Here is a 25,676-nt window from a genome sequence, read left to right on the forward strand (position 1 = left end):
AAATCATTGCGCATGATGAACATGATGACCTCACCTTCTTTTACGTTGGGAGACAGAAATGAACAATTCCGCAACTAATAAAGTCACTATCCATCCGGTCTGGTTACGCCTCACGCATTGGCTTAATGCACTGGCGGTGATCGTGATGATATTGAGTGGATGGCGCATTTATAACGCCTCGCCGATATTCCCATTTCACATTCCCAACAACTGGACGTTAGGCGGTTGGCTAGGCGGTGCATTGCAATGGCATTTTGCGGCGATGTGGTTGCTGTTTTTTAATGGGCTGGTTTATCTGCTGATCAATACTGGTACCGGACGTCTATGGAAAAAATTTTTGCCATTGTATCCGCGCGCGGTGTTCCAAGACTTACATAAAGCGCTCACAGGCAAGCTGCAACACGATGCGCTGGACAAATATAACGCGGTGCAAAAGCTGGCGTATGTATCCGTCATTCTTGATTTAATACTGCTCGTAATTTCAGGCCTGGCAATTTGGAAATCCGTGCAATTTCCGATTCTGCGCGAACTGATGGGGGGATTTGATAACGCCCGCGTCGTTCACTTTTGTGCAATGAGCTTTTTAGTCTTATTTATTCTGGTTCACGTGATCATGGTCGCACTCGTGCCACGCACGTTGCTGGCCATGCTGCGTGGGCGCTAAGGAGAATCATCATGATCAAAAAATCCCGGCTGATCACTGGCGCAACGCAACTCGATACCGAGTCGATCTTAAAAGATGCGCGGCTAGCGTTGTCAATGCCGTCGCGCCGACTGTTCGCTAAGCGGGCGCTGACCCTCGGTGGCCTGACCCTGCTTACCGGCTGCAATATCACCGACGAGCCGTCGGTCAATCGGATGCTGTCAAAAATTTCCCGGATGAATGACGGCGTGCAGGCGTGGCTGTTCGATCCAAACAAATTAGCGCCGACTTATCCGGCCTCGATGATCACGCGACCATTTCCGTTTAATGCGTTTTATAGCGAAGACGAAGTGCCTGAAATCGACGTCACCGACTATCAGCTGGAAGTCAGCGGACTGGTCAGCAATAAGCGTCCGTGGACACTCGACGCCTTGCATCGTTTGCCGCAAAACGAACAGATTACGCGCCATATCTGTGTAGAAGGATGGAGCGCCATCGGCCGCTGGGGCGGGGTGCCATTCTCTTATTTTTTGAAGCAAATTGGGGCTGATCTGAGCGCTAAATATGTCGGCTTTAAATGTGGCGATGATTACTACACCAGCATCGATATGCCGACCGCGCTGCATCCGCAAACCCAGCTGACGCTGACTTACGACGGCGCGATATTACCGCCGAAATATGGCTTCCCGATGAAGCTGAGGATGCCCACCAAGCTCGGCTATAAAAATCCGAAACATATCATGTCAATTGCAATAACCAATACGTACCCCGGTGGTTATTGGGAGGATCAGGGGTACAACTGGTTCGGTGGCGCTTAAGCATGATTTAGGCAACTCAGGCAAATCCAGTCTGAGCGGCACGATAAGCCGATTCAAACCCTTTCTGGTACACGAAAGAGTTTGAACAGACTTATTGTGCATCATCGATTTACACGGCACTTTCGCCATTTTTTTATACTTGGAGATTTACATGAAAAAGAACTTATCTACATTGTTGATGGCTGGTTTGATGTTGGCAGCAACTGGCGTGTATGCGCAAGATGCAATGAAACCGGATGCGATGAGCAAAGATAATATGGCCAAAGACAGTATGGCCAAAGATGGGATGTCTAAAGACGCTATGGGTAAGGATAAAATGGCGAAAAAGACTTCTAAAATGAAGAAATCGACTATGGATAAAGATGCCATGAGTAAAGATGGCATGGCTAAGGATGGCATGGCTAAAGACGGTATGACTAAAGATGAAATGAAGAAATAATTGCAATATCGGCAATATATGATGGGCAATGCGGCGATGCATTGCCCATTTTTTGTTTCCGAGCAACGTCATGAATGGCGCATCGCGTCATTCGCGCCACTAAAATGTCTCCTCTAGGGCACGTTTCGTCGTCCCGTCACATATTTGTTGTATCCTATTGCATCCGAAACAACGTAAATCCAAGGCTAACGCCATATGCCCGAGCACTCTAGTAGCGTCAAATCATTTGACGCTAAACCCCACAGGTCTTTGTTTGAACGCCTGACCGCCCTCATTTCCCCCGAGCCTGAAAACCGCGCCGAGCTACTCGACGTACTGCAAGATGCGCATGAGCGTAACTTGATCGATGCCGATGCTTTATCGATGATCGAAGGTGTTTTTCAGGTTTCCGATCTTTCCACGCGCGACATCATGGTGCCGCGTTCTCAGATGGATATGATCGATATTACCAAGCCGATTGAAGAATGGATGCCGGAGGTCTTATCGACGGCGCATTCCCGTTTTCCTGCTGTGGATGGGGATCGCGATAAGGTTATTGGTGTGTTGCTGGCGAAGGATTTATTGCGCTATTACGCGGAAGATTCGTTCGATGTGCGCGATATGTTGCGACCGGCGATCTTTATTCCTGAATCAAAACGTCTAAATGTGTTGTTACGCGATTTTCGCGCTAATCGTAATCATATGGCGATTGTTGTTGATGAATATGGTGGCGTAGCGGGGCTGATTACGATTGAGGACGTGTTGGAGCAAATCGTCGGCGACATCGAGGATGAATATGACTTTGATGAGGAAGAGGACAATATTCTGGTGATTCGGGATGGCGATCATGGGGCGCGCTGGCGGGTTAAGGCGTTGACTGAGATTTCGCAATTCAATGAGGCGCTGGATACGCATTTTTCTGATGAGGACGTGGATACCATTGGTGGGCTGATTGCTAATCATCTGGGTCGGGTTCCTCGTAAGGGGGATGCGTTTGTTTTTGATCATGTGAGGTTTGAGGTTTTGCGCGCTGATCCGCGGCAGGTGCATGTTTTGTTGGTTGAGAAGATTCAGGGGACGTTGCCGGATCAGAATTCTTAGCGTTATGGTTGGAACGGATGGTTTTGTTCTGATGGATGTTAATTGAAACGGTTTTTGCTCCGTGGTTAGTTCGCCGGGGATAGCCCGGCCTGCATCCACGGAGAACAAACCGTTTCAATTACCAAATAACCGAACATCCCCATATCAAACACCACCAGCCCATGACATTAAGCTTCAAATGGCACCACCTCCCAATAGCCGCCCTGCTAGGTGCGCTAAACGTACTAGCCTTCGCCCCCTTCAACGCATGGCCAATCCAATTGCTAACCCTGGCATTACTCATCGGATGCCTACTTAGAATCGACTCAGTAAAGCACGCCCTGATAATAGGCTGGGCATTCGGATTCGGCTGGAGCGTCTGCGGCGTCTACTGGCTCTACATCAGCATGCACGTCTATGGCGGCATGCCAGGCTGGATCGCCGCGTTAGCGGTAGCGCTGCTAGCACTATTAGTCGGCCTATACACAGGAACAGCAGCAGCAATAACCGTCTGGTTACGCAACCGCTGGTCAGCCTCCAGCCTAATCACCGCATTGGCAATTTTCCCCGCCCTCTGGGCCCTGAACGAATGGTGTCGCGGCTGGCTATTTACCGGCTTCCCCTGGCTGGTATCCGGCTACGCCCACACCACCAGCCCGCTAGCTGGCTACGCCCCAATAATCGGCGTCTATGGCATCGGCGCAATCGCAGCCTTCATCAGCGGCTGTCTAGCACTATTACCAAAGAAAAAACTCCCCAGCCTAATAGCAATAGCCGTTCTGCTAGCCGGCTTCGGACTGCACACCATCAACTGGACCGAACCAAGCGGCAAGCCGATTTCAGTACGACTACTGCAAGGCAACATCCCACAGGAAATGAAATTTGATCCAGCCCGGATCGACCAGGCATTAGACCTGTATAAAAATCTGATCAGCGCCGCGCCAGCCGATCTGATCGCCACGCCCGAAATTGCAGTGCCGTTACTACAAACCCAATTACCACCAGAATATCTGCCCGCCATCGCCCAATTCGCCCAGCAATCCGGCAGCCATATTGCCCTCGGCATCCCCATCACCGACGGCCCCAATCTATATGCCAACAGCGTGCTGGGATTTTCACCAGAGACTGCCCCCAGTTCGACCGACAAATCAACAATTTACCGTTACGACAAACACCATTTAGTCCCATTTGGCGAATTTATCCCCTACGGTTTTCACTGGTTCGTCAATCTGATGAACATCCCCCTCGGCGACTTTAACCGCGGCGCAGTGATTCAGCCGCCCTTCGCCGTCAAAGACCAATGGGTATTACCGAATATTTGCTATGAAGATTTGTTTGGCGACGAAATCGCGGCGCAACTAGCCGCTTCTGAGGCTGCCGGTCATCCTGCGGCAACGATATTGCTGAATATGTCGAATATCGCCTGGTTCGGCGACTCCATTGCCTTGCCACAACATTTGCAGATTTCACAAATGCGCGCCATCGAAACCGGCCGCCCGATGTTACGCGCAACCAACACCGGCACCACCGCCGTGATCGATCCGCATGGCAATCTCAGCGCTCACTTGCCGCCGCTTACCTCCGGCACGCTAGCCGCCACGGTGCAGGGTTTTACCGGCAATACACCGTATATTGTGGTTGGCAACCGCTTACTGCTGATACTGGCGGCGTTGCTGCTGGCAGGCGCATGGCTGGCCGGGCGCAAAAAATCGGCGTCTAAGAATAACTGAAGCACGTCTGAGGGCGGCTACCCGAAGTGAATCCGCCCTCAGATACAACGGCTAGGAATAGCCATTTATGACTAAAACCCGCTAAAATCGCTGCTTTCAGCGAAACGCTATTTGCTTTCCAGCAATCGACCCCACCGCATGGAGCAGCACAAAAAATAATGCTTACTTTTCAACAAATTATTCTCAAATTGCAAGACTATTGGGGCGCTCAGGGATGTGCGTTGTTACAACCGTACGATATGGAAGTGGGCGCTGGCACCTCACACACGGCCACTTTTCTGCGCGCTATCGGGCCAGAGCCTTGGCGTGCTGCCTACGTACAACCGTCCCGCCGCCCTAAAGATGGTCGCTATGGCAACAATCCGAATCGGATGCAGCACTACTATCAATATCAAGTCGTCCTGAAACCTGCGCCAGAAAACATTCTCGATCTTTACCTCGGCTCGCTAGAGGCATTGGGCTTGGATTTACAAAAAAACGACGTGCGTTTTGTAGAAGATGACTGGGAAAATCCGACTTTGGGTGCATGGGGTCTGGGCTGGGAAGTCTGGCTGAACGGCATGGAAGTCACCCAATTCACCTATTTTCAGCAAGTTGGCGGTCTGGACTGCAAACCCGTATTGGGCGAAATTACCTACGGCATCGAGCGGCTGGCCATGTATTTGCAAGGCGTTGAAAACGTCTACGATCTGGTCTGGACCGAATGGGTCGAAAATGATGTCAAAAAACATCTCAGCTATGGCGATGTATTCCACCAGAACGAGGTCGAGCAATCGACTTACAACTTTGAGTACGCCGACACCGAGTTTCTGTTTCCGCTATTCGGCAGCTACGAAGCGCAAGCCAAGAAATTACTTGCAGTGCCATTAGCTCTGCCAGCCTATGAAATGGTCTTGAAAGCCGCCCACACCTTTAATCTGCTGGACGCACGCGGTGCGATTTCTGTCACCGAACGGGCCGCTTACATGGGCCGCATTCGCAATCTCTCACGCGAAGTAGCAAAAGCGTATTACGAATCGCGTGAAAATCTCGGGTTCCCGATGTGGGAACTGAACGAGAAAAATGCCCCATTATTGTTAAAAGAATTTGGCGACGAGTACACCACGACAGTGGCACGTCGCGCAGGGAGTGAAGCAGCATGAGTTCCACCCTTCTAATCGAAATTTTTACTGAAGAATTGCCGCCGAAGGCGCTTGAAAAACTTGGCAATGCATTTGCCAACGGTATCTTCAATGGCTTGAAAGCCCGCGATTTTTTGACGCACGATGCCGTCGCCACCACTTACGCCACACCGCGTCGTCTGGCAGTGATTATCAGCCACGTGCGGGCAGTGTCATTGGATAAGATCATGCGCGAAAAAGTGCTGCCGGTATCGGTTGCACTAGACGCAGAAGGCCAACCGAGCGTCCCGCTCATCAAGAAATTAGCCGCGCTGGCAGCTGCAACCAAAGCCGTGCTGATTACACCGGATCAACTCGAACGCGCCATCGATGGCAAAGCCGAAAGTTTTTTCTATAGCTACACCGCAAAAGGCGCAGCGCTAGAAGCCGGTTTGCAAATCGTGCTGGAAGAAACGATTGCCAAGCTGCCGATCCCGAAACAAATGAGCTATCAGCTTCAGCACGGCCCCCACGCTGGCGAAACCGTCCATTTCGTGCGCCCTGCACATCGCCTGATTGCATTGCATGGCGAAGACGTGATCCCGTTACGCTTATTAGGCCTGAACGCCGATCGGATTACCGGCGGTCATCGCTTTCTTTCTAAGGGTGCGATCACGATTGCGGATGCAGAAAGCTACGTCGAAACGCTGGCAAGCGAAGGCAAAGTTGTCGCCAGTTTCGATCAACGTAAAGAGCAAATCCGCAGCGCGTTATTAGCCGCGGCAGGCGACGATCTGGTGTTGATGCCTGAATCGTTGCTGGATGAAGTTACGGCGCTGGTCGAATGGCCGGTCGTCTATCCCTGCCATTTTGAAGACGAATTCCTGTCGGTTCCGCAAGAATGTCTGATTCTGACGATGCAGACTAATCAGAAATATTTTGCGCTCACCGATGCTGCTGGCAAGCTACGGTCGCGCTTTCTGATCGTCTCCAATCTGCAAACCAACGATCCGCAACACATCATCCAAGGCAATGAACGCGTCGTGCGTCCACGTCTGGCGGATGCCAAATTTTTCTTTGAGCAAGATCAGAAGAAAACGCTGGCAGATCGCGTACCGCTGCTGGCGAATGTGGTGTATCACAACAAACTGGGTAATCAGTTTCAACGCACGCAACGGGTGCAAGCATTAGCCGTCGCCATTGCCAAGCTGCTCAGTACCGATCCTTCACTGGCAACCCAAGCCTCACGCGGTGCAGAACTGGCGAAAGCCGATTTGCTGACCGACATGGTGGGCGAGTTTCCTGAGCTGCAAGGCATCATGGGCACGTACTATGCCCGTCATGACGGCGAAACGCATGACGTTGCGCTGGCGATTTCCGAGCATTATCAACCGCGCTTTGCAGGCGATGCGCTGCCAACTACCGACACCAGCACCGCGATTGCCCTCGCTGACAAACTCGAAACACTGGTCGGCATTTGGGGCATAGGTTTGCAACCGACCGGCGATAAAGATCCATTTGCGCTGCGTCGTCACGCGTTGGGTGTACTGCGAATGTTGCTGGAAAAACGCCTGCCGTTATCACTGAAACAATTGTTGCAAAGCGCAGCACAACCGTTTGCCGACAATACCAATTTCAAAGATCCAAGCGCAGATGTGCTGAGTTTTATGTACGACCGCTTGCGTGGCATCTTGCGTGAACGCGGTTATGCGCCTAACCAGATCGAAGCAGTCGTCGCTCAGCAACCAGACACACTGACCAACATCATCGAAAGACTTGATGCAGTACAAGCCTTTGCAGCGCTGCCTGAAGCCGAAGCACTGGCAGCGGCAAATAAGCGCATTACCAACATTCTGAAAAAGAACGATGTCGTCGATACCGGCACCGTCCAACAGACCTTGTTACAAGATGCTGCTGAAATCAATCTGTTCGCCGCCATGATTGATCTGAAACCGCAAGTCGATAGCGCTTTTGCGCACGGCGACTTTGCCGGGGCGCTGCAATCGCTTGCGCGTTTGCGTACCGAAGTGGATGCGTTTTTTAACGATGTCATGGTAATGGCAGAGGATGTGCAGTTGCGCAATAACCGATTGGCGTTGCTGTCGAATCTGCACCTGATGTTGAATCAGGTTGCCGACATTTCGAAGCTAGCAGCCTGAGATCGCTATGGGCCAAAACATAAAATTGATCATTCTTGATCGCGACGGTGTAATTAATCATGACTCCGACGCATTCATCAAGTCACCTGATGAATGGCTGCCGATCAAGGGCTCACTAGAGGCTATCGCACGCTTGAATCAGGCCGGTTATCGCGTGGTAGTGGCGACCAATCAGTCCGGGATTGCGCGTGGTTTGCTGAACATGCAGATGCTGAACGAAATCCATCAAAAGATGCATACTGCGGCGCAATTAGTCGGTGCAGAAATTGATGCGATTTTCTTTTGTCCACATGCCGCCGATGACAATTGCGACTGTCGCAAACCGAAGCCGGGAATGTTCATCGATATTGCCAAACGTTTCGAGACCAGTTTGCGCAACGGTGTGCCGGTCGTCGGCGATTCACTGCGTGATATACAAGCTGGCTTTGTGGCCGGTTGCGCGCCGTTTCTGGTATTGACCGGCAAGGGCGAACAAACCCGTGCAAAAGGCGGTTTGCCGCCGGGCACGATGGTATTTCCCGATTTGGCGGCGGCGGTCGATTTTCTGTTAAAAAAACCGGCAGAAGTCGCCGTTTAAGTATCACTGTTGAGCGTCATTTTTAGACGCGCGCACCATCACCACTATCCAGGCTCTGGCTGAGTTAAAGACCGAACGCTGATCATGCGATGCCGCATATCGCTGAGGCTCGTCCTGGATTGCGATTAATATTCTTGGAGTATGTATGCTGCAGTTTTCTCTTTTTGTGCGATCAGTACTATTTTTTGTCATCATGACGATCGCCACGGTGATTTGGGCCATAGCCTGCCTTTTTTTCGCACCGTTTCCGTATGCCAGACGTTATTACCTGACCTCGCGCTGGAACGTATTTATCATCTGGCTGGCAAAGGTTCTCTGCGGTATTCGTTACCAAATTAAAGGCGCTGAAAACTTTCCCGACGCACCGGCTATCGTCTTGTCCAAGCATCAATCGGCATGGGAAACCATTTTTTTGCTGCCGATGACGCCACGCCCGCTAGTATTCGTCTTCAAAAAATCGCTGACTTACATTCCTTTTTTCGGCTGGGGCATCGCGCTGTTGCGCATGATTCCGATTGATCGCAAAGGTCGCGACGCTTTCGCCCAAGTGGTCACGCAAGGACGCAGACGACTGGCCGATGGACAGTGGATCATCATGTTCCCAGAAGGCACACGGATTCCGGTGGGACAAAAAGGCAAATACAAACATGGTGGCACCCGGCTGGCGATTGAAACCAACGCCGTCGTCGTCCCCATCGCAGTTAATGCTGGCGAGTGCTGGCCTAAAAATTCGTTCATCAAAAAACCGGGCATGATTACGGTCTCGATTGGTAAGCCGATTTCCCCTGAAGGCCTAAACAGCGCCGAGATGATGGAGAAAGTCGAAAATTGGATAGAATCTGAAATGCGTGTGATTTCACCGCATGTCTACTCGAAATAGTTATCTCCCGTAAATCCCGTAGTAATTGTATAAATCATACTTTTGGGCAATGTGGAGACGCAATTTCGATAGGCACCGCCCTATTTCGTGAATTTCGTTACCTAACGGCCACTAACTTGAAATTTTTGCAACAAAAGCCGCCACAAGCGGCTCCTAAACAGCGGCCAACACTGCGACCGGCCTCACCGGCGCAGCCGCTTGCCCGCCAATTGGATTTATTCAGTGTTGAGGCGAATAACGCTCATCAGCCTGCGCCGTCAACCGGTCCGGTTATCGCTTCGCCGCCCGCATCCTCCCTACCGCAGCATCAGCCACAGGAACCCGCCCCATTGGCGGCTGGCAAACGTCGGCTGCATATTGATGCCCATGTGCTGGACTATGCGCTACTACGCTCAAAACGGCGCTCCATCGGTTTTGTGATTAATGACGATGGTTTACGCGTTACTGCGCCAAAATGGGTGACTGTGGTTGAAATTGAAAGCGCTATTCGCGAGAAGAAACGCTGGATTTTTACCAAACTGCATGAATACCGCGATCGCTCGGCGCACAGATTGCAGCCGCAAATGATCTGGCGCGACGGAGGCGCATTGCCCTATCTGGGCGCCAACATCACGCTACGCTTACGCGCCACGCAAACCGCGGGGATTGCCTTTGATGCCGCCGCAGCAACATTGACGGTTTCTCTGCCAGCCGATGCCACCGAGGAACAATTAAAGGATCGCGTATTAGGCTGGTTGCAGCTTGAGGCCAAACGCGTATTCGGCGAGCGACTGCCAGTGTATGCAGAGAAGCTGGGCGTCCGGTATAAGTCGTACGCGCTATCGTCCGCCACCACGCAATGGGGATCATGCACCGCCGATGGCAAAATTCGCCTGAACTGGCGATTGATGCATTTTGCGTTACCGATCATCGATTATGTGATCGCACATGAACTATCCCACTTGCGCGAAATGAATCACAGCCCGCGCTTCTGGGCTACAGTACAGTCGATTTTCCCTGAATTTGAGACTGCCCGAAGGACGTTACGCGATAGCGCACAGGAAACATTACCAATTTTTTAGGCTTGCGTTTGATGCGCATTTTTATCCACATCCAATAAAATAGCGACCTCAAAATAAAGGTTTTCGAAGCATCACCCGGATTGACTGACTTCAGTTTCCCTACTATAGACTGCTTCGCCCAACCTATAGATTCAACGGCAGTCTTAAGACTCTTTGGGGCAGTCACAATCGGCAGCCTGGGTGAATATTCAACCGGCACCAACACTTTACATGATCAAACTTGGCCACTAGAGGGAATTTCCTCGTCGAACGGTAGCAGAATATTTGCTATAGCACGATTCTGCCAGTAGTGAAGCGGGCACGGGTGCCAGCCGAGAGGGGTTAATGATTGGCTGGCTGCAGGCAAGACAATGAACTCGCAAAAAATTGTTAATATAGCGGCTGATAATTAAAGGAGTCCGGAATGAAATACCTGCACACCATGGTCCGTGTGGCCGATCTCGATACCTCCTTAGGATTTTACCGAGATGCCCTCGGTTTAGAGGTGGTCCGCCAGCGAGAGTATCCTAAAGGGCGGTTCACTTTAGTCTACCTTGCTGCACCTGGGGACCAGGGCGCTGAACTGGAACTTACCTACAATTGGGATCCGGAAGAGTACACTGGCGGACGGAATTTTGGCCATGTGGCATATGAGGTCCCAGATATCTATGCAACGTGTCAACGACTAGCCTTTCATGGAGTGACGATCAATCGCCCTCCTCGGGACGGCCATATGGCATTCGTGCGATCACCGGATAACATATCGATTGAACTGCTACAGTCCGGTGAGCCTCTTGCACCCCAAGAGCCCTGGTCCTCGATGACCAATACTGGGGCTTGGTGATCAGGCGCTACGCGCGGTGAGTCTAAAAAGAGCGGCGTAGCCCGTCGCTCACGTGTGGGATTCTGACCGCCGTGCCTAGGCGTAGAGTGTTGAGTTGAACTGATCGGGTCGCGGTCCCGCAGCTTCTACCTTCGATTCTTCAATACTCCGCAAGACCTTCAATATACGCTCTGACATTCTCCCCCGTAACCGACTCAAACGCGACGATACCATCGGCTGTTGGCGCCGACGTGTTTTTGACCCAGGTTGCTGATTCTGGCTGATCCATGCGCGTCCAATCAGATTCCGCGCTGTGCTTGCGTTTGCCAAGCATCTGGGTGGGTCAACCATTTCCGGCAGTCTGGGTCAAAAACATGTCGGCGCCAACACCACTACCCACTGGATGCATAAACTCTTGTTTGGGGGTGCAGATTGGAAGGCTCGCAATCCGCGCTTGTTAGGGGCAGTAGAAATGCTCGGGCGAGCACAACTCGGGACGAAAATTCCGCTTGATGCTTCTATCTTTCCACTGGAACTTCATTAAAGCGCATTGAAAAGTCGACTGCCTGAATGCTCTTGATCAAACCGCCAACAGAAATACGGTCGACTCCTGTTTCTGCCAGCCCCCTGAGACTTTCAAAGGTCACTCCACCAGAGATTTCAAGGCTGCAGCGTCCATCGGCAATCTTCACCGCCTGCCGAATCTGATCAAGTGACATGTTATCCAGCAGTACCATCGACACACCTGCCTGCAGCGCTTCTTCGAGTTGCTTGATGGTTTCGACTTCGACCTGGATGAACTTGACGGTATCTGCAATACGCAATGCTGCCTGGTAAGCAGCGGTCAATCCACCTGCAGCCGCAATATGGTTTTCCTTGATAAGGATGGCGTCATACAGTCCCATGCGGTGATTTTTTCCGCCACCGCATCGCACCGCGTATTTTTCCGCCACACGAAGCCCAGGAATGGTTTTGCGCGTATCAAGAATCGCGGCCCGCGTATCCTTCACCGTATCGACATATTTCGCAGTTTTTGTCGCAACTGCGCTAAGTGTCTGCAGAAAATTCAAACAGGTGCGTTCAGCCGTTAACAGTTCGCGTGCAACTCCACTGATCTCGGCAATTTTTTGATTAGCATCGCATTGCTGTCCATCCGGAACATACCAGTCCACCTTTGCGGAAGGAGCGATCTGCTTGAGCGTCTCCATCACCCAAGGCCGTCCGCAAATGACCGCTGATTCACGACAGATAATGATCGCGTGACTTATCTGCAGCTTGGGGATAAGCGCTGCCGTCAGATCCCCGCCGCCGACGTCTTCCTCAAGTGCGCGCCTGACATCCGCCTCAACCTGTTGATTGAAAAGTTTCTTATCCATGTTTATGTAATATTGTTGGAATGGTATCTTGTGCACGCTTCACTGCTGCAGCTCACCAGATTTCATCGCTCCTCCTCATCATACGGAAGACGCTTTCGTTCAAGCTTTCCTGCTCTCCACCCTTCCGATCGACAATGTCGGGATTGACGACCTGCCCGCAGTCGATAGCGACGACCATGCGCTCCGCCCTCACGCTGCCATCTTCCTCGATCCGTACGCTAACTGCGTCCAGCTACCCGAAAAATGTCACCGCCGACCGACGACTGAACGGGGGCCGGTCTGACCTCAAAGCCCGCTTAGTAATGCACGATCACCGATTTCCGTCGATTAACCGAGCGCATCCGTGAGCTGCGGCACAATTTCAAACAGGTCGCCCACCAGACCATAATCAGCCACGCTGAAGATCGGTGCTTCTTGGTCTTTGTTGATCGCTACGATGACCTTGGAGTCTTTCATTCCGGCCAAATGCTGGATGGCGCCAGAAATGCCGATTGCGATATATAGCTGCGGCGCGACAATCTTGCCGGTCTGGCCGACTTGCCAGTCATTGGGCACGTAACCTGCGTCGACGGCGGCGCGCGAAGCGCCCATGGCGGCGCCCAGCTTGTCAGCCAGCGGCTCCAGCATCTTGAAGTTGTCGGCTGAGCCGAAACCGCGGCCTCCTGAGATGATGATCTTGGCCGTTGTCAGTTCGGGGCGTTCGGACTTGGTAATTTCGCGGCTAACGAAACGAGACAGGCCCACATCGGCTGCTGCGGAAACCGACTCGATCGTAGCCGTGCCGCCTTCGGCTGCTGCATCGAAAGCAGTGCCGCGCACGGTAATGACTTTGATGGCATCCGAGCTCTGCACCGTAGCAATGGCGTTGCCGGCGTAGATTGGGCGATCGAAGGTGTCGGAGCTGTCGACCTTGATGATTTCAGAAATTTGCGCCACGTCCAATGCAGCAGCCACGCGCGGCAAGATGTTTTTACCATAGGCGGTGGCAGGGGCCAAGATGTGGCTGTAATCCTTTGCAATCGCCAGGACTTGCGCGGCGATGTTCTCTGCGAGGCCGTCGGCGAAGTAGGGGGCGTCGGCAACCAGGACTTTGGTGACGCCGGTCAGCTTGGCAGCGGCGTCAGCGGCGGCTTGGGCGTTGTGGCCGGCGATCAGAATATGGACGTCGCCACCGGCTTTCCGGGCGGCGGTGACAGTATTCAAGGTGCTGCTTTTAAGACTGGCGTTGTCGTGTTCGGCGATGACTAGGGCGGTCATGGGATCTCTCTTTATCTGTTGTAGGAGGGCCGAAGATCGGATTAGAAGGTCAAATGACCTTGGCTTCGATCTTCAGCTTTGCTACCAGTGTGGCGACATCGGGAACTTTGACGCCGGCGCTGCGTTTGGCGGGCTCGACGACTTTGAGGGTTTTAAGACGTGCCGTCACGTCCACGCCTAAGTCGGCCGGCTTGACGATGTCAAGCGTCTTTTTCTTGGCTTTCATAATGTTGGGTAACGTCACGTAACGCGGCTCGTTCAGGCGCAGGTCGGTGGTGATGATGGCAGGCAAGGTCAAGGACAATGTTTCCAGGCCGCCGTCGACTTCGCGCGTAACGCTAACGTTATCGCCGTCGACCGTGATTTTGGAGGCAAAAGTCGCTTGTGGCCAGCCAAGTAGAGCAGCGAGCATCTGGCCCGTCTGGTTGCTATCGTCATCGATGGCTTGCTTGCCGAGGATGATCAGTTGCGGCTGCTCTTTGTCAACGATGGCTTTGAGCAACTTGGCTACGGCCAGCGGCTGCAGATCGGTGCCGGCATCGACTTCTGCCAGAATGGCGCGGTCGGCGCCGATGGCCAATGCCATGCGTAACGTTTCCTGGCTTTGCGCGACGCCGCAGGAGACGGCGATGACTTCGGTGGCAGAGCCGGCTTCTTTCAAGCGGACCGCTTCTTCCACGGCGATTTCGTCAAACGGGTTCATGGCCATTTTGACATTGGCGATATCCACGCCGCTGCCGTCGCTTTTGATCCTGACCTTGACGTTGTAATCAACCACACGTTTTACTGTAACCAATACAAGCATTATTTTCAACCTCTCTAGGTTCTGTTAACAATCGAACGATCCAAATATAAGTGCAAAAGAGATTAGGAAAAGACAGGGAGCTGCTAACCAGTTTTTCATAGCGTGTTGCGATTCGACGGAATTGTTGAATTCGATTAAAAAAGCGCTCTACCAAATTACGGTCTTTGTACAAATGACGATCATAACTACGCTGAACCACCCTATTGGGCTTAGGCGGAATGACTGCCAGCGCACTCGGATTACCGAGTGCATCGACAAACGCGTGAATCTTACTTGTCCATTCACCACGCAAGCGACCTATCGCTTGACAGCCTTTTTTTTGAGGCGCCGGCAGCGTGTTGGTGGGCGCGCACCGCCGTACTGTCGATCGTCAGCATTTCCAAATCGCTGTCACCACTGACGGCGTTAATCAAGCGGCGCCATACGCCAGACTCCCCCCCGACGCTTGAACCGGGTGTATGTGCTGCAAGATCGATTGCCGAACTTACGTCCCTCGACGACATCCGCGTTAATCACACGTATCGCCCCAAGACCTGGCTGGTCTGACGCTTGCCGAATTGCATAATGGAATCGGTGACGTAGCTGTTTTGACAGCCGGCCAGTTAGTCCTTGAAGAAGCAGGACTATTCGCGCAGTAGCAGGTGCCGTTATGAACTGCATTCGCGTATCAAATAATCACACCGCGCGGAATGGGAACGCCGTATAGCGAGCCGGCGTAGGCGGCGTATACCGGATCGTCGACGTTGCAGGCGTGGCCCATGGCGACCGACAGATCGCGCCAAGTCCGTTGGATCGGATTGGTGATGCGGCTGGCATTTCCGCCGGCGTGTTTAAACACCGACGCGGCTGCTTCGGCGGCACGGCGCACGGCGCGCACCTGGTTCACGCGGGCCTTGTGTTTCATTTCCTTGGTGACCTTACCGCCGGCCAGAACGAACTGATAAATGTCGCTGATCTCGCCGAGAACGTGCTGACGGGAAGCATCGATGTCGGCCAGGGCGGCGCCGAGCGAAGCCATATGGTACGGGTTCTGCGTCTGCTTGGCACCCATGCGGGTAACACGGCTGCCAGTGTATTCGGCGAAGCGGTTTACCACTCCTGCCGCAATGCCCATTGTGGCGGCCGAGATCGCTCCCGGGAAGAATAAATCGAACGGAATCTGGTACAGCGGGCTGCCCGGACGATTGCGCGAGGCATACACGCAATCGTTCAGATCTTGCACGTTGTAGGTACGGTAGGCCGGCACGAAGACCTCATTCACCACCAGGTCCTTGCTGCCGGTACCGGCCAGGCCCATCACTTGCCAAGAGTCCTGCAGGATGTCGTAGTCAGCGCGCGGTAGCACGAAGTGGTAAGGAACAGTGAACTCGCCGGGCGACCCGGTCTCGCTTTCGGCCATGCCGCCGAGTACGGCCCACTTGCAATGGTCAGTACCCGACGAGAACGGCCATTGTCCACTCAGAATGAAGCCACCATCGACGCGGCGCGCCTTGCCGATCGGAGCATATGGCGAGGCGGTCCAGGTATCGTTGTCCTCGCCCCAGACTTCTTCCTGCAGGCGCGGATCGCCCTGACCGAACTGGAACGGGTGCACGCCGACCACGGAGCCGACCCAGCCGAGTGACGACGCCTTCGATGCCAGCTCCATCACGGACTGGTAAAACTCGCACGGGTCAGCTTCATATCCGCCATACTCCTTAGGCTGCAGCATGCGCACCAGGCCGCTTTCTCGTATCAGTTTTGCGCCTTCGTCCGTTACGCGGCCCAACTCGTTGCTGGGTACCTCTTCGTTGACGAAGCGATCGATATTGCCAATGATAGTTTCTCGTACCGGATGCATGGTGCACTCCTATTTAACGATTATTGTGAGGTCCCGGTAGCACAGGCAACCGGGAGAATGCCTGTCTTTTGTTGTCTGACCTGGTCAACTCGACGGCGTGTCGACCATCTTCAGCGCGGTCAGCTCTTGGTGCTGGCGGCGATGGCCCCAGCTACTGGGCTTGTCATAGGTGCGCGGCACCCAGAGGTCATGATCGACATCCAGGCCGCCCCAGCCATATTCAAGCCGGAAACCGGACGGCGTGTACATGTAGAAGGAAATCATCTGGTCGTTGCTATGTCGGCCCAGCGTCGTCGTGATCGGAATGCCGCGCTGCTCGCACATGTCGTGCGCAGTACCGACGTCGTCAAGTGAGTTCGCCTCGATCATCAGGTGCAGGAAGGCCACATCGCGGGTCGGCAGGCTGGTGATCGCCAGCGAATGATGGCGCCCGTTGATGTGATAAAAATGTGCCTCGAGCGGGCCATCCCTGACGATGTCGGACTGATGGAAACCGAGTACCTCGCGGTAGAAACGGTCGCCTTCGTCGAGATCGGCGACGGCCAGCACGATGTGTCCCAGACCCTGCTCCGCAGTACGAAAGCCCTTTAAGGCCCGGCCCGGATGGAACGGCGCGACCGTATGATACTGGCCCCAGCTTAGCTCATGGCGAAAGCCCGACGGATCGTGAAACCAGTAGAAGCCTTCAACCTTGCGCTGCGCACTCTCTTGCGTGCGCGAACGCGTTACTTCGAGGCCGTATGCGGTAATCCGGTCAGTGATGGTTTTCGCACTGGCCTCGTCCTTAACGCTCCAGCCGATATAGGCGATCGCGTCGCGCTCCCCAGGGTGAATGGCGATGCGGTGGGCGGCTTCATCTAGCCGGAGATGGACCGCGCCGTCCGGACCATAGCCGGCATGTTGCAGGCCCAGCACTTCCGGGCCGAAGATTTCCCATTCCTTATAGTGCGGGGAATTTATTCCAAGATATGCAAGCGACTTGATCATCCGGTGTCTCCAATTTTTTATTTAGCCAAGGCTCTGGAATCTATATTTAGTCCCAACAAACCTACCAGGCGCTAACAGAAGCCAGCCTGCCGTCAGGTGGCCTGCTTTACGGCGACCGGACGGCTCTCGATGAAGGAATCGATCACGCGGTTGAACTCGTCCGTGTGTTCGAGCTGGACCCAGTGGCCGCAGCGATTGACGATGTACACGCGCGAGTCGGCGATTGAACGGGCCAGCGTCAGTGAAGAACTGAAGTGGACCGTGCGGTCGTCGCGGCCATGCATCAAGAGGGTCGGCGCAGTGATGGTGGCCACGCGCAGCGGCTCGAGCTTCACCATTGGTTTGCCATGGCCACTCTTCCAGCCTTCGATGTGGTCGGGGCGCGCCAAGGCCGCTTTGACGCGCTCGGCTAGCAGTTCATCGGTGACGTGGCGCGTGTCGAACGCCATGCCCTCGACGAACTTGCGCATGGTATTGATGGACGGATTTAAGTAGGCCGCTTCCAATGCCTTCACGCCTTCGCTGAGGCCAGCCGGATCAAAGATGCCCGGTACACCGGCCGACGATCCCATGGTGATCAGGTGCGATACCAGATCGGGGCATTCATAGGCCAAGCGTATGCAGGATGAGCCACCCATCGAATTGCCGACAAAAGCCGCCTGTCGAATTCCCAGTGCTTCGAGGAATTCGGCCAGCGCACCGCTGTTGTCGCGCTTGTCGTAAGTGACCGACTGCGACTTACCCCATCCTGGAAGATCAACAGCCAGCACGCGGTATTTCTTGGCCAAGGTTGCGATATTCGGGTTGTAGTTGCTCCAGGCCGAAGCGCCGGGCCCGCCACCGTGGACCAGGACGAGGGGGTGACCCTCGCCTGCCTCGTGATAGTGGATGTCCCAGCTTTTGGTCTTGATGCGCTTACTTGTGTTTTCTTCGGTAATGATCGCCACGTCTTCCTCCATTAAGAACTAATGTCAATTGCTTACTTTATGCTGCCGGGTCCCATTCCCGCCGTCTGGTCGATAGGTAGAACTGACCTCATGCACAGCCTTTTACTCTTCGTGGCACCGCAGTACCAGAATGTTTGATACATAATAGCTGAATATATATTCTAGAATCAATATTTTATTTTTGCAAGGGGGTAGCGATGATTTGGTATTAAAGCGCATGGACGAAGGAGAACGAGAACGACGAGCAGCCGGCAATAGATGCACCGGTCTTGTGGTTCACATAGCGCGAGGAGAGGCGCGTTGCGAAAAAAAACAGCTTGATTAATTATGCCTGGGCCGCTGCACCTTTGGTGCCGCCCGCGCTCCTGGCGGTCGGGGTCGGGGTCGGGGTCGGGGCTACCGCTTGCGGGCCTTCCGGGCCTTCCGGGCCGGAACGGGTGCCGGCTGCGGGGTTGCCGCCGCCAAGCTGACTGTCGCCTGCGACACCAGGTGGATCAGGCTCGATGCGAGCATCGGACGGAAGGCCTGGATCGCTTCACCCGAGGCGCCGGCGATCGCGTTCCCGTCCAGCAGCGCGAGAGTAAAGCCGCTGAGGCGCTCCGGCAGATCGGGGTCGTGCGCGAGCAATTCCGCCGACACGGTCTTATGCCACCAGGAGGCGAGCTCCGCACGCTGGATCTGCCGGATCTTCAGGAAACGCTCGCGCGCTACCTGCTCGCGCACCGATTTTTCCACACTCAGGATGACACCGAGACGCCAAAAGTCAGCTGCATCATATTGACGGTCTGCTTCGGAGTTGCCGAAGATGCGCTCGATATGTTGCTCGAATGCCTCTCCCGGCAACGGCTGGTGGCGCGAGATGATCTGACTGTGCCAGCGCTCGAAGCTGGTCTCGATCAACGCTGCCAGCAGCAAGTCCTTGTTCTCGAAGTGCCAATAGACGCTTCCCACCGGCAGCTCAGCTTTCTTTGCGACCTTCGCCATGGTCGCGCCACTATAGCCGTCTTCGCAGATGACCTCAAACGAGGCATCGAGAATGCGCTCGCGCGAGGCGGCGCTGGTACGGTGTTCCCCGGAACGGCGGGGACGATTAGTAATTAAGGACATGGCTGTTCAAAGATTCTCCTGACTGGAATAAAAAATGGTAACACGAGACATTGCAAAAAACCAATGGCAAGCGAAGCGCAAGTCCGTAGGAAACGGCGATGGGAGCGGCGCTGGCCGGGGCGCACCGAGTGGATGCCCGGCCATTCATGCCTTGGCAGCATAACTGAAATGAAGCTTTACGCGTTGCATCAATAGCTTCGATCGCAAAAAATAGCAGCATCCATCCATCAGCGATGCGCATACCGTGTACGACAGGCCTGCCCGAGAGGGCTTTCCTGCGCATGGAGCGGCAATGCCAGGGGTGATCGTCGATAAGGTCTTACTAGTCAAGGAACACATGAACAAGCTCAATCTCTCCGTAGCCATCGGTAACTACGACCGCTGCCGTCCCCTGATCGATGGCGCCGTCCAGATCGATGGCGTCAATCCGATCTTCATGACTCTGTCACCGGAAGAAATTTTCTTCCGCGCCTTCCGCGGCGAAGAATTCGACATCTGTGAGTTGTCGCTCTCCAGTTCCACGGTGAAGGCCGCGGCCGGCAACCTGCCCTATGTCGCGGTGCCGGTGTTCCTGTCGCGCGCCTTCCGTCACACAGCCATTTACGTACGCACAGATCGCATTAAGAAGCCGGAAGACCTGCGCGGGTGCCGCATCGGACTACCTGAATACCAGCTCACTGCGAACGTCTGGGTACGCTCCTTTCTGCAGGACGACCATCAAATCACGCCGTCGGACGTGACATGGGTACGCGGCGGCATTTCGCATGCGGGGCGGCCGGAAAAAATCAAGCTGACACTGCCGGAGAACGTCAAGCTGGAAGACGCGCCTGAAGGTGAAACCATTTCTAGCCTGTTGGCCAAAGGGGAGATTGACGCCTATATCGCGCCACGCCACCCGGATGTACCGGCCGGCACGCCGAACATTGGCTGGCTGTACCCGGATCCGGTTGCTGCGGCGCAGGACTATTACCGCCGCACGCGCATCTTCCCGATCATGCACATCATGGGCGTGCGGCGCGAACTTGCGGATCGGCATCCATGGCTGCCGGGCGCCGTCTACAAGGCCTTCAATCAATCGAAGCACCTGGCGCTGGAACACCTGAGCGACACCTCGGCCACCAAAATCACCCTGCCCTTCGCGGAAGAACGCTTGAAGGAAGCGCGCGACTTGATGGGCGAGGACTTCTGGTCCTACGGCATCGACGGCAATCGCCACGTGCTGGAGAAATTCTTCGACCACCACCACCAGCAAGGGCTGTCGTCGCGGCTCGTAACACCTGAAGACCTGTTCCATCCGAGCACCTTCGAATCCTTCAAACTGTAAGGCGCCACGATGAGTCAGTCCAATCCCGAGTCGTATGAACGTTGGCACGCCGCGCGCCTGGCGCCGTTATGGGCAAGCCCAAATGCCCACAAGACGCCGCCGGGCCCCAGTGCCGGCTATATCTGGCACTGGGCAGAAACCCGTCCGCTGGTCGACCTGGCCTTCGCGGAAACTTCACCGGCGTCGGTCCAGCGGCGCGTGCTGCAGATGCTGAGTCCGCATGCAAAGTCGCTTGCCGACGAATACACCTGCGGCAATGTGCTCGCTGCTTTGCAATGCCTGCTACCCGGCGAGACGGCCCGGCCGCACCGCCACACCATGAACGCGTTACGCTTCCTGCTTGAGGGCTCGGGCGCGGTCACCCTGGTCGACGGCAAGAAATGTCCGATGGAATTTGGCGACCTGGTACTCACGCCTGGCATGTGCTGGCACGAGCACCGCCACGAAGGCACGGAACCGGTGGTCTGGCTCGACGTGCTTGACGTGCCGCTGCACCAGAATTTTGGCACAGTCATATTCCAGCCGGGCCCAGTCATCGAGCCGCCGGTCACGATGATGGATGCGGCTTTCGGCTCACCGAATATCGTGCCATACACGATCAGCGATCGCCGCGCCCACTCTCCGGTGTTTCGCTACCCGTATGCGGACGCGGTGCGGGCGCTTGCCCATGCGCCAGTCTCGCCCGACGGTGCGCGCCGTATACGCTATATCAATCCCCTGAACGGCGACGGCGCCTTGCCATCGCTCGAAACCTCGATGCTGCAGCTCGACGCCGGCATACAAACGTTGCCGACGCGCACCAATGCAAATCTGGTTTGCACCGTGGTCGAAGGCTATGGCGAAAGCCGAGTCGGCGATCAGTCGATCGCCTGGGGCCCGCGCGACACCTTCACGGTGCCGCAGCACAACTGGTTCTCAAGCCGAAGCGAAGGAGACGCGCGCCTGTTCATCGTGTCCGACGCCGATGTGCTGCGTCGTCTCAATGTGCTGACGGAAGAAGTTCAAACAGCCTAACCGCCCATGACATGTTTCAAATGAAAGACGATCTATCATGAAAATCTGCTGGTACGACCAACAACAACTTGGCGCCGTCGTCGATGGCAAGGTCTATGACGTTAGCGCGGCCCTGGAGGCTCTCCCCCCCGCACGCTACCCCGCTGCGCCGGGCGACTTACTCATTGCCCATCTCGACACGATACGGGCGGCGGTTGAGCGCCTGCTGCCGACCGCCTCGTCTAAACCAATCGGGGAAGTACGCTTCCTGAGCCCGGTGGCGAATCCGGGCAAGATCATCGGTGTGCCGGTCAACTACATTGATCACGTGACCGAGGCAAATGCCGACCAGGCCACGTTTACCGACCGCTACAAAGGAGGCGTCAAGGAGCAAGGGTTGTTTCTGAAGGCCGCGAGTTGCCTGGTCGGCCAGGCCGAGGGCGTGTCGCTGCGCTTTCCGGAGCGCCTTTCCCATCACGAAATGGAACTCGGGGTCGTGATCGGCAAGACGGCGGCAAATGTGTCGCAGGCGGACGCAATGTCATATGTCGCGGGATATTCGATCGCACTCGACATGACGGTGCGCGGACCCGAGGACCGTTCGCTGCGCAAATCGGTCGACAGCTACGCAGTGCTAGGTCCCTGGCTGGTACCCGCCGAGGACATCGCGGATGCGCAGAAGCTCGATATCAGCCTGTGCGTTAACGGCGAATTGCGTCAGAAGGCGAACACGGCCGAAATGATCATCGGCATCGCCGAGCAGATCGCCTGGGCTTCGAGCTACTATACCTTGCACCCGGGCGACATCATCATGAGCGGCACCTGCGCTGGCGTAGGCCAGGTGCTGCCAGGCGACGTCATGTACTGCGAGATCGAAGACATCGGCGCCATGACGGTCACCGTCCAGTCGACGTGGGGTTGAACACCATGTCCCCGACCTCTCCTGTTTCCACTGCTAGCGGGCACGCCCGGCTGCAGGTCCGCCTGCAGTCGATCACTTATTCGACCAGGGACATCCAGGTGTACGAATTCGTGCGCCCGGACGGCGGACCGCTCCCCGAGGCCGGCCCTGGAGCCCACGTCGACGTTCACTTGGCCAACGGAATCACGCGCTCCTATTCGCTGCTGCAGGCGAGCGCTTCGGCGCGGCGCTACCTGGTCGGCGTCAAGCTCGACCCGAACAGCCGCGGCGGTTCGCGTTACATGCACGAAACGCTGCGGGTCGGCACGATCCTGGAACTGTCGCAGCCACGCAATCATTTTCCGCTGACGGAAAATGCTGAGCACACGGTGCTGTTCGCCGGCGGTATCGGCATTACACCTATCTTGTGCATGGCAGAGCGCCTTGAAAGCATCGGGGCATCCTTCGAGCTGTGGTACGCCAGCCGCTCGCGCGCCGATCTCGCCTTCTTGCCCGAGCTGTCGCGCTTTGGCGAGCGTGTCCACCTGCACTTGGACGAAGAAGCGAACGCGGTACTAAACCTGGAGGCCATCGTAACGGCCGCACCAGTAGAGGTGCATTTCTATTGCTGTGGCCCGGGCCCGATGCTCACTGCCTTTGAGAGCGCTGCCGCGGGACGCGCACCGGAGACGGTCCACCTCGAGCGCTTCGCCCCGACGCAGACAGTCACCAGCAGCGGCGATAGCTTCGTCGTCCAGCTAGCCCGTACCGGAATCGAATTGCGCGTGCCGATCGAGTCAACCTTGCTGCAAGTGCTCACCGAGAATGGCATCGCCGTTGACTCCTCCTGCGAGGCCGGCATTTGCGGCTGCTGCGAAGTCGCAGTGCTGGAGGGCGAAGTGGATCATCGCGACGAGGTGCTCACGGCTTCCCAGCGCGCCTGCAACAAGTCGATGATGGTCTGTTGCTCCCGCGCGAAAGGCGAGCGCCTGGTGCTCGACCTGTAACAGGCAATTGCTGGCGCGCGCCGGCCTGGTTCAGGACAAGAGCGCGTACCTGCAAGACCTCGGAGAAAATTCTTTCTCCGCTCGGACATTCCCTTCGAAATCACCGCCCAGATCAGAGCGGAACCGCCGGCCATCGCGCGCTGCCGGTACTCATCCACTATCCCCCCACTGCCGCGCTTGCGCGGCCTGCCTATGCTGGCGTGAGCCCTGCGGGCATGGCAACCGCTCGCGTTGATGCGTGAAGGGATGCTGTGATACCGAACCGATGCCGGATGCTTCGACGGGCGCTGCACGGTGGCCGTAGATACGCCAAGGGCCCGCGGCGATCACGCTGCAGGCCCTTGTTAAATCAGTACCGAAGAGTGTTGCGAACTGCGGTCCGCGCCAGTTCGCCCGCCCTCGCTGCGAATGCCTGCGCCTTGTGGGCGCCAGCATCGGCCAATTAACCCACTTGCGCCTTGGGTGAGTCGGCCTCCGATCGCTCGCGGGCAGCGTCCAGCGCTTCTTCCGAGCCGGCCGTGTGCAGGGGCAGCTCGTGGTCGAAGCGCTCCGCGCTGAAGAAAAAGGCAATCGCGCTGATCACACACATGCCACCGAAGAACGTCGCGACGTAGATCGGATCGCCACCTCCCTTCAGAGCCAGTAGCCCCGATGCAATCAATGGCGCCAAGCCCGAACCGATAGTCGATGCCAATTGGAAGGTCACGGCGATGCCGCTGTAGCGCACGTCGGCCGCGAACTTCTCGCCCATCCAAGTGTTGACCGGGCCACCCATCATGGCCTGCACCAGCGGCAGCGCAAGCACCAACGCCAGGATCAAGCCGCCAGTGCTGCCCTCATTGACCAGCAGGAAAATCGGCCAGATTAGCACGGCACCGAGGAGTGCCCCGGTGATCAGTAGCGGGCGACGGCCGAAGCGATCGGATAGCGCTCCAAAACACGGCATCGAGAAGATATGGATCAAATTGGCGACCGTCATGGCAAGCAGCGCGCTGGTGCGGGTATGCCCCACAGTGACCGCGTAATTGAGCAGGAAGGCTGCAGCAAAAGTGGCGAATGCCAGCGGCGCCAGGCCGCCGATCACACCCGACAATACTTGCAGGCGGTTGTGGCGGAAGACCGTCACCACAGGCAGCACGCTCGGCTTCTTGCCGGAAGCCAGACGCCTCTTGCGTGCCTCCTCGAACTCCGGTGTTTCGTCCAGACGCATCCGCATGACCAGGCCGAGCACCACCAGCAGTGCGCTGAGCAAGAAGGGCACGCGCCAGCCCCAGGCCAGGAACTCTTCGTTCGGCAGCTTGGAGAACAGCATCATCACCAGCGTGCCGAGCACGGCGCCGCTCGGTCCGCCCGAGGCGACGATCGATACCGCCAGGCCGCGCCCCCCGGGCTTCGCGTGTTCCATAGACATCAGGGTAGCGCCACCCCATTCGCCGCCGATGGCGAAGCCCTGAATTAGGCGCAGCACCACCAGCAGAATTGGCGCCATGATGCCTATCTGATGATAGGTCGGCAATAGGCCGATAAGTACGCTCGCGCCGCCCATCATCATCAGCGTCATCATCAGGATCTTCTTGCGGCCAAACCTGTCACCGTAATGCCCGAACACGACCGCGCCCAAGGGGCGCGCGAAATAGCCTGCTGCCAGGGTCGCGAACGCCGACAACGTTCCGAGCAGCGGGTCCATATTAACGAAAAAGATGTGCGGGAAGGCGATTGCCGCAGCGACGCCGTACAAAAGAAAATCGTAGTACTCAAGCGTCGTGCCAAGGTAGCTTGCAATAATGGCGCGTCGCCTGTTCTTGGCCAATGCAGCCGGGTTGGAGTAGTCCGCCATGTTAGTTCCACTATATTGAGTTAATCA

Annotated in this window: 23 protein-coding genes and 1 pseudogene; 15 read left to right on the plus strand and 9 right to left on the minus strand. The window is 55.6% G+C overall.

Annotated elements, in window-relative coordinates; translation table 11 throughout:
• The first annotated feature begins 58 nt into the window (after nt 1–58).
• The 11 genes from C7W93_RS11855 to C7W93_RS11905 all read left to right on the plus strand — a co-directional run bounded on the left by C7W93_RS11855 (nt 59) and on the right by C7W93_RS11905 (nt 11,289).
• Entirely contained in the window at nt 59–664 is a 606-nt protein-coding gene (locus C7W93_RS11855) for a cytochrome b/b6 domain-containing protein (protein ID WP_108440183.1), read from the plus strand.
• A gap of 11 nt (nt 665–675) precedes the next feature.
• Nucleotides 676–1,461: a molybdopterin-dependent oxidoreductase gene (locus C7W93_RS11860; protein WP_108440184.1), complete on the plus strand. Its 786-nt coding sequence runs from the start codon at nt 676–678 to the stop codon at nt 1,459–1,461.
• Nucleotides 1,462–1,612: 151 nt separating this feature from the next.
• Nucleotides 1,613–1,900: a pentapeptide MXKDX repeat protein gene (locus C7W93_RS11865; protein WP_108440185.1), complete on the plus strand. Its 288-nt coding sequence runs from the start codon at nt 1,613–1,615 to the stop codon at nt 1,898–1,900.
• Between the two features lie 195 nt (nt 1,901–2,095).
• Complete coding sequence (locus tag C7W93_RS11870) at nt 2,096–2,980, plus strand: HlyC/CorC family transporter (protein ID WP_108440186.1); 885 nt, start codon at nt 2,096–2,098, stop codon at nt 2,978–2,980.
• A gap of 161 nt (nt 2,981–3,141) precedes the next feature.
• Nucleotides 3,142–4,689, plus strand: a complete 1,548-nt coding sequence (gene lnt, locus C7W93_RS11875) for an apolipoprotein N-acyltransferase (protein WP_108440187.1) — start codon at nt 3,142–3,144, stop codon at nt 4,687–4,689.
• Between the two features lie 158 nt (nt 4,690–4,847).
• Nucleotides 4,848–5,831, plus strand: a complete 984-nt coding sequence (glyQ, locus tag C7W93_RS11880) for a glycine--tRNA ligase subunit alpha (protein ID WP_108440188.1) — start codon at nt 4,848–4,850, stop codon at nt 5,829–5,831.
• The gene (gene glyS, locus C7W93_RS11885) at nt 5,828–7,948 is read left to right on the plus strand and encodes a glycine--tRNA ligase subunit beta (RefSeq protein WP_108440189.1); all 2,121 of its coding nucleotides are present in this window, start codon (nt 5,828–5,830) and stop codon (nt 7,946–7,948) included. Before glyQ ends, glyS begins: the two co-directional genes overlap by 4 nt.
• Nucleotides 7,949–7,967: 19 nt before the next feature.
• Nucleotides 7,968–8,525: a D-glycero-beta-D-manno-heptose 1,7-bisphosphate 7-phosphatase gene (gmhB, locus tag C7W93_RS11890; protein ID WP_108440638.1), complete on the plus strand. Its 558-nt coding sequence runs from the start codon at nt 7,968–7,970 to the stop codon at nt 8,523–8,525.
• A gap of 145 nt (nt 8,526–8,670) precedes the next feature.
• Nucleotides 8,671–9,405, plus strand: coding sequence for a 1-acyl-sn-glycerol-3-phosphate acyltransferase (locus C7W93_RS11895; RefSeq protein WP_108440190.1), 735 nt, complete (start codon nt 8,671–8,673; stop codon nt 9,403–9,405).
• Nucleotides 9,406–9,521: 116 nt separating this feature from the next.
• Nucleotides 9,522–10,466, plus strand: a complete 945-nt coding sequence (locus C7W93_RS11900) for a SprT family zinc-dependent metalloprotease (RefSeq protein WP_225869818.1) — start codon at nt 9,522–9,524, stop codon at nt 10,464–10,466.
• A 421-nt stretch (nt 10,467–10,887) separates the two neighbouring features.
• The gene (locus C7W93_RS11905; protein ID WP_225869878.1) at nt 10,888–11,289 is read left to right on the plus strand and encodes a VOC family protein; all 402 of its coding nucleotides are present in this window, start codon (nt 10,888–10,890) and stop codon (nt 11,287–11,289) included.
• A 497-nt stretch (nt 11,290–11,786) separates the two neighbouring features.
• Here the strand turns inward: C7W93_RS11905 and nadC are convergent, their stop codons facing one another.
• The 8 genes and pseudogenes from nadC to C7W93_RS11945 form a co-directional block, all read right to left on the minus strand.
• Nucleotides 11,787–12,644: a carboxylating nicotinate-nucleotide diphosphorylase gene (gene nadC / locus C7W93_RS11910; RefSeq protein ID WP_108440192.1), complete on the minus strand. Its 858-nt coding sequence runs from the start codon at nt 12,642–12,644 to the stop codon at nt 11,787–11,789.
• Between the two features lie 327 nt (nt 12,645–12,971).
• Complete coding sequence (locus C7W93_RS11915) at nt 12,972–13,901, minus strand: electron transfer flavoprotein subunit alpha/FixB family protein (RefSeq protein ID WP_108440193.1); 930 nt, start codon at nt 13,899–13,901, stop codon at nt 12,972–12,974.
• Between the two features lie 49 nt (nt 13,902–13,950).
• On the minus strand, nt 13,951–14,706 hold the full coding sequence (locus tag C7W93_RS11920; protein WP_108440194.1) for an electron transfer flavoprotein subunit beta/FixA family protein: 756 nt from the start codon (nt 14,704–14,706) through the stop codon (nt 13,951–13,953).
• Nucleotides 14,707–14,743: 37 nt separating this feature from the next.
• Nucleotides 14,744–15,025, minus strand: a pseudogene (locus C7W93_RS25070) (transposase); the annotation flags it as partial.
• Between the two features lie 348 nt (nt 15,026–15,373).
• On the minus strand, nt 15,374–16,546 hold the full coding sequence (locus C7W93_RS11930) for a hydroxylase (RefSeq protein WP_108440196.1): 1,173 nt from the start codon (nt 16,544–16,546) through the stop codon (nt 15,374–15,376).
• A gap of 84 nt (nt 16,547–16,630) precedes the next feature.
• On the minus strand, nt 16,631–17,533 hold the full coding sequence (locus tag C7W93_RS11935) for a VOC family protein (RefSeq protein WP_108440197.1): 903 nt from the start codon (nt 17,531–17,533) through the stop codon (nt 16,631–16,633).
• 92 nt (nt 17,534–17,625) lie between these two features.
• A complete protein-coding gene (locus C7W93_RS11940) occupies nt 17,626–18,480 on the minus strand; it encodes an alpha/beta fold hydrolase (RefSeq protein WP_108440640.1) in 855 nt (284 codons plus the stop codon).
• A 396-nt stretch (nt 18,481–18,876) separates the two neighbouring features.
• The gene (locus C7W93_RS11945; RefSeq protein WP_108440198.1) at nt 18,877–19,587 is read right to left on the minus strand and encodes a TetR/AcrR family transcriptional regulator; all 711 of its coding nucleotides are present in this window, start codon (nt 19,585–19,587) and stop codon (nt 18,877–18,879) included.
• A 337-nt stretch (nt 19,588–19,924) separates the two neighbouring features.
• Here C7W93_RS11945 and C7W93_RS11955 point away from each other — a divergent pair, with 337 nt between their 5' ends.
• The 4 genes from C7W93_RS11955 to C7W93_RS11970 are packed head-to-tail and all read left to right on the plus strand — an operon-like array spanning nt 19,925 to nt 23,812.
• Complete coding sequence (locus C7W93_RS11955) at nt 19,925–20,911, plus strand: 4,5-dihydroxyphthalate decarboxylase (RefSeq protein WP_108440641.1); 987 nt, start codon at nt 19,925–19,927, stop codon at nt 20,909–20,911.
• Nucleotides 20,912–20,920: 9 nt separating this feature from the next.
• A complete protein-coding gene (locus C7W93_RS11960) occupies nt 20,921–21,925 on the plus strand; it encodes a cupin domain-containing protein (protein ID WP_108440200.1) in 1,005 nt (334 codons plus the stop codon).
• Nucleotides 21,926–21,962: 37 nt separating this feature from the next.
• On the plus strand, nt 21,963–22,826 hold the full coding sequence (locus tag C7W93_RS11965; protein WP_108440201.1) for a fumarylacetoacetate hydrolase family protein: 864 nt from the start codon (nt 21,963–21,965) through the stop codon (nt 22,824–22,826).
• Between the two features lie 5 nt (nt 22,827–22,831).
• Nucleotides 22,832–23,812 (plus strand): PDR/VanB family oxidoreductase, encoded by a 981-nt coding sequence (locus tag C7W93_RS11970; RefSeq protein WP_108440202.1) that lies wholly within the window; start codon nt 22,832–22,834, stop codon nt 23,810–23,812.
• Nucleotides 23,813–24,254: 442 nt separating this feature from the next.
• On the opposite strand, the gene C7W93_RS11975 is transcribed toward C7W93_RS11970, so the two are convergent.
• The gene (locus tag C7W93_RS11975; RefSeq protein WP_108440203.1) at nt 24,255–25,649 is read right to left on the minus strand and encodes an MFS transporter; all 1,395 of its coding nucleotides are present in this window, start codon (nt 25,647–25,649) and stop codon (nt 24,255–24,257) included.
• Nucleotides 25,650–25,676: the final 27 nt, after the last annotated feature.

Origin of the sequence: Glaciimonas sp. PCH181 (genome assembly GCF_003056055.1) — a bacterium.
Lineage (GTDB): Bacteria > Pseudomonadota > Gammaproteobacteria > Burkholderiales > Burkholderiaceae_D > Glaciimonas.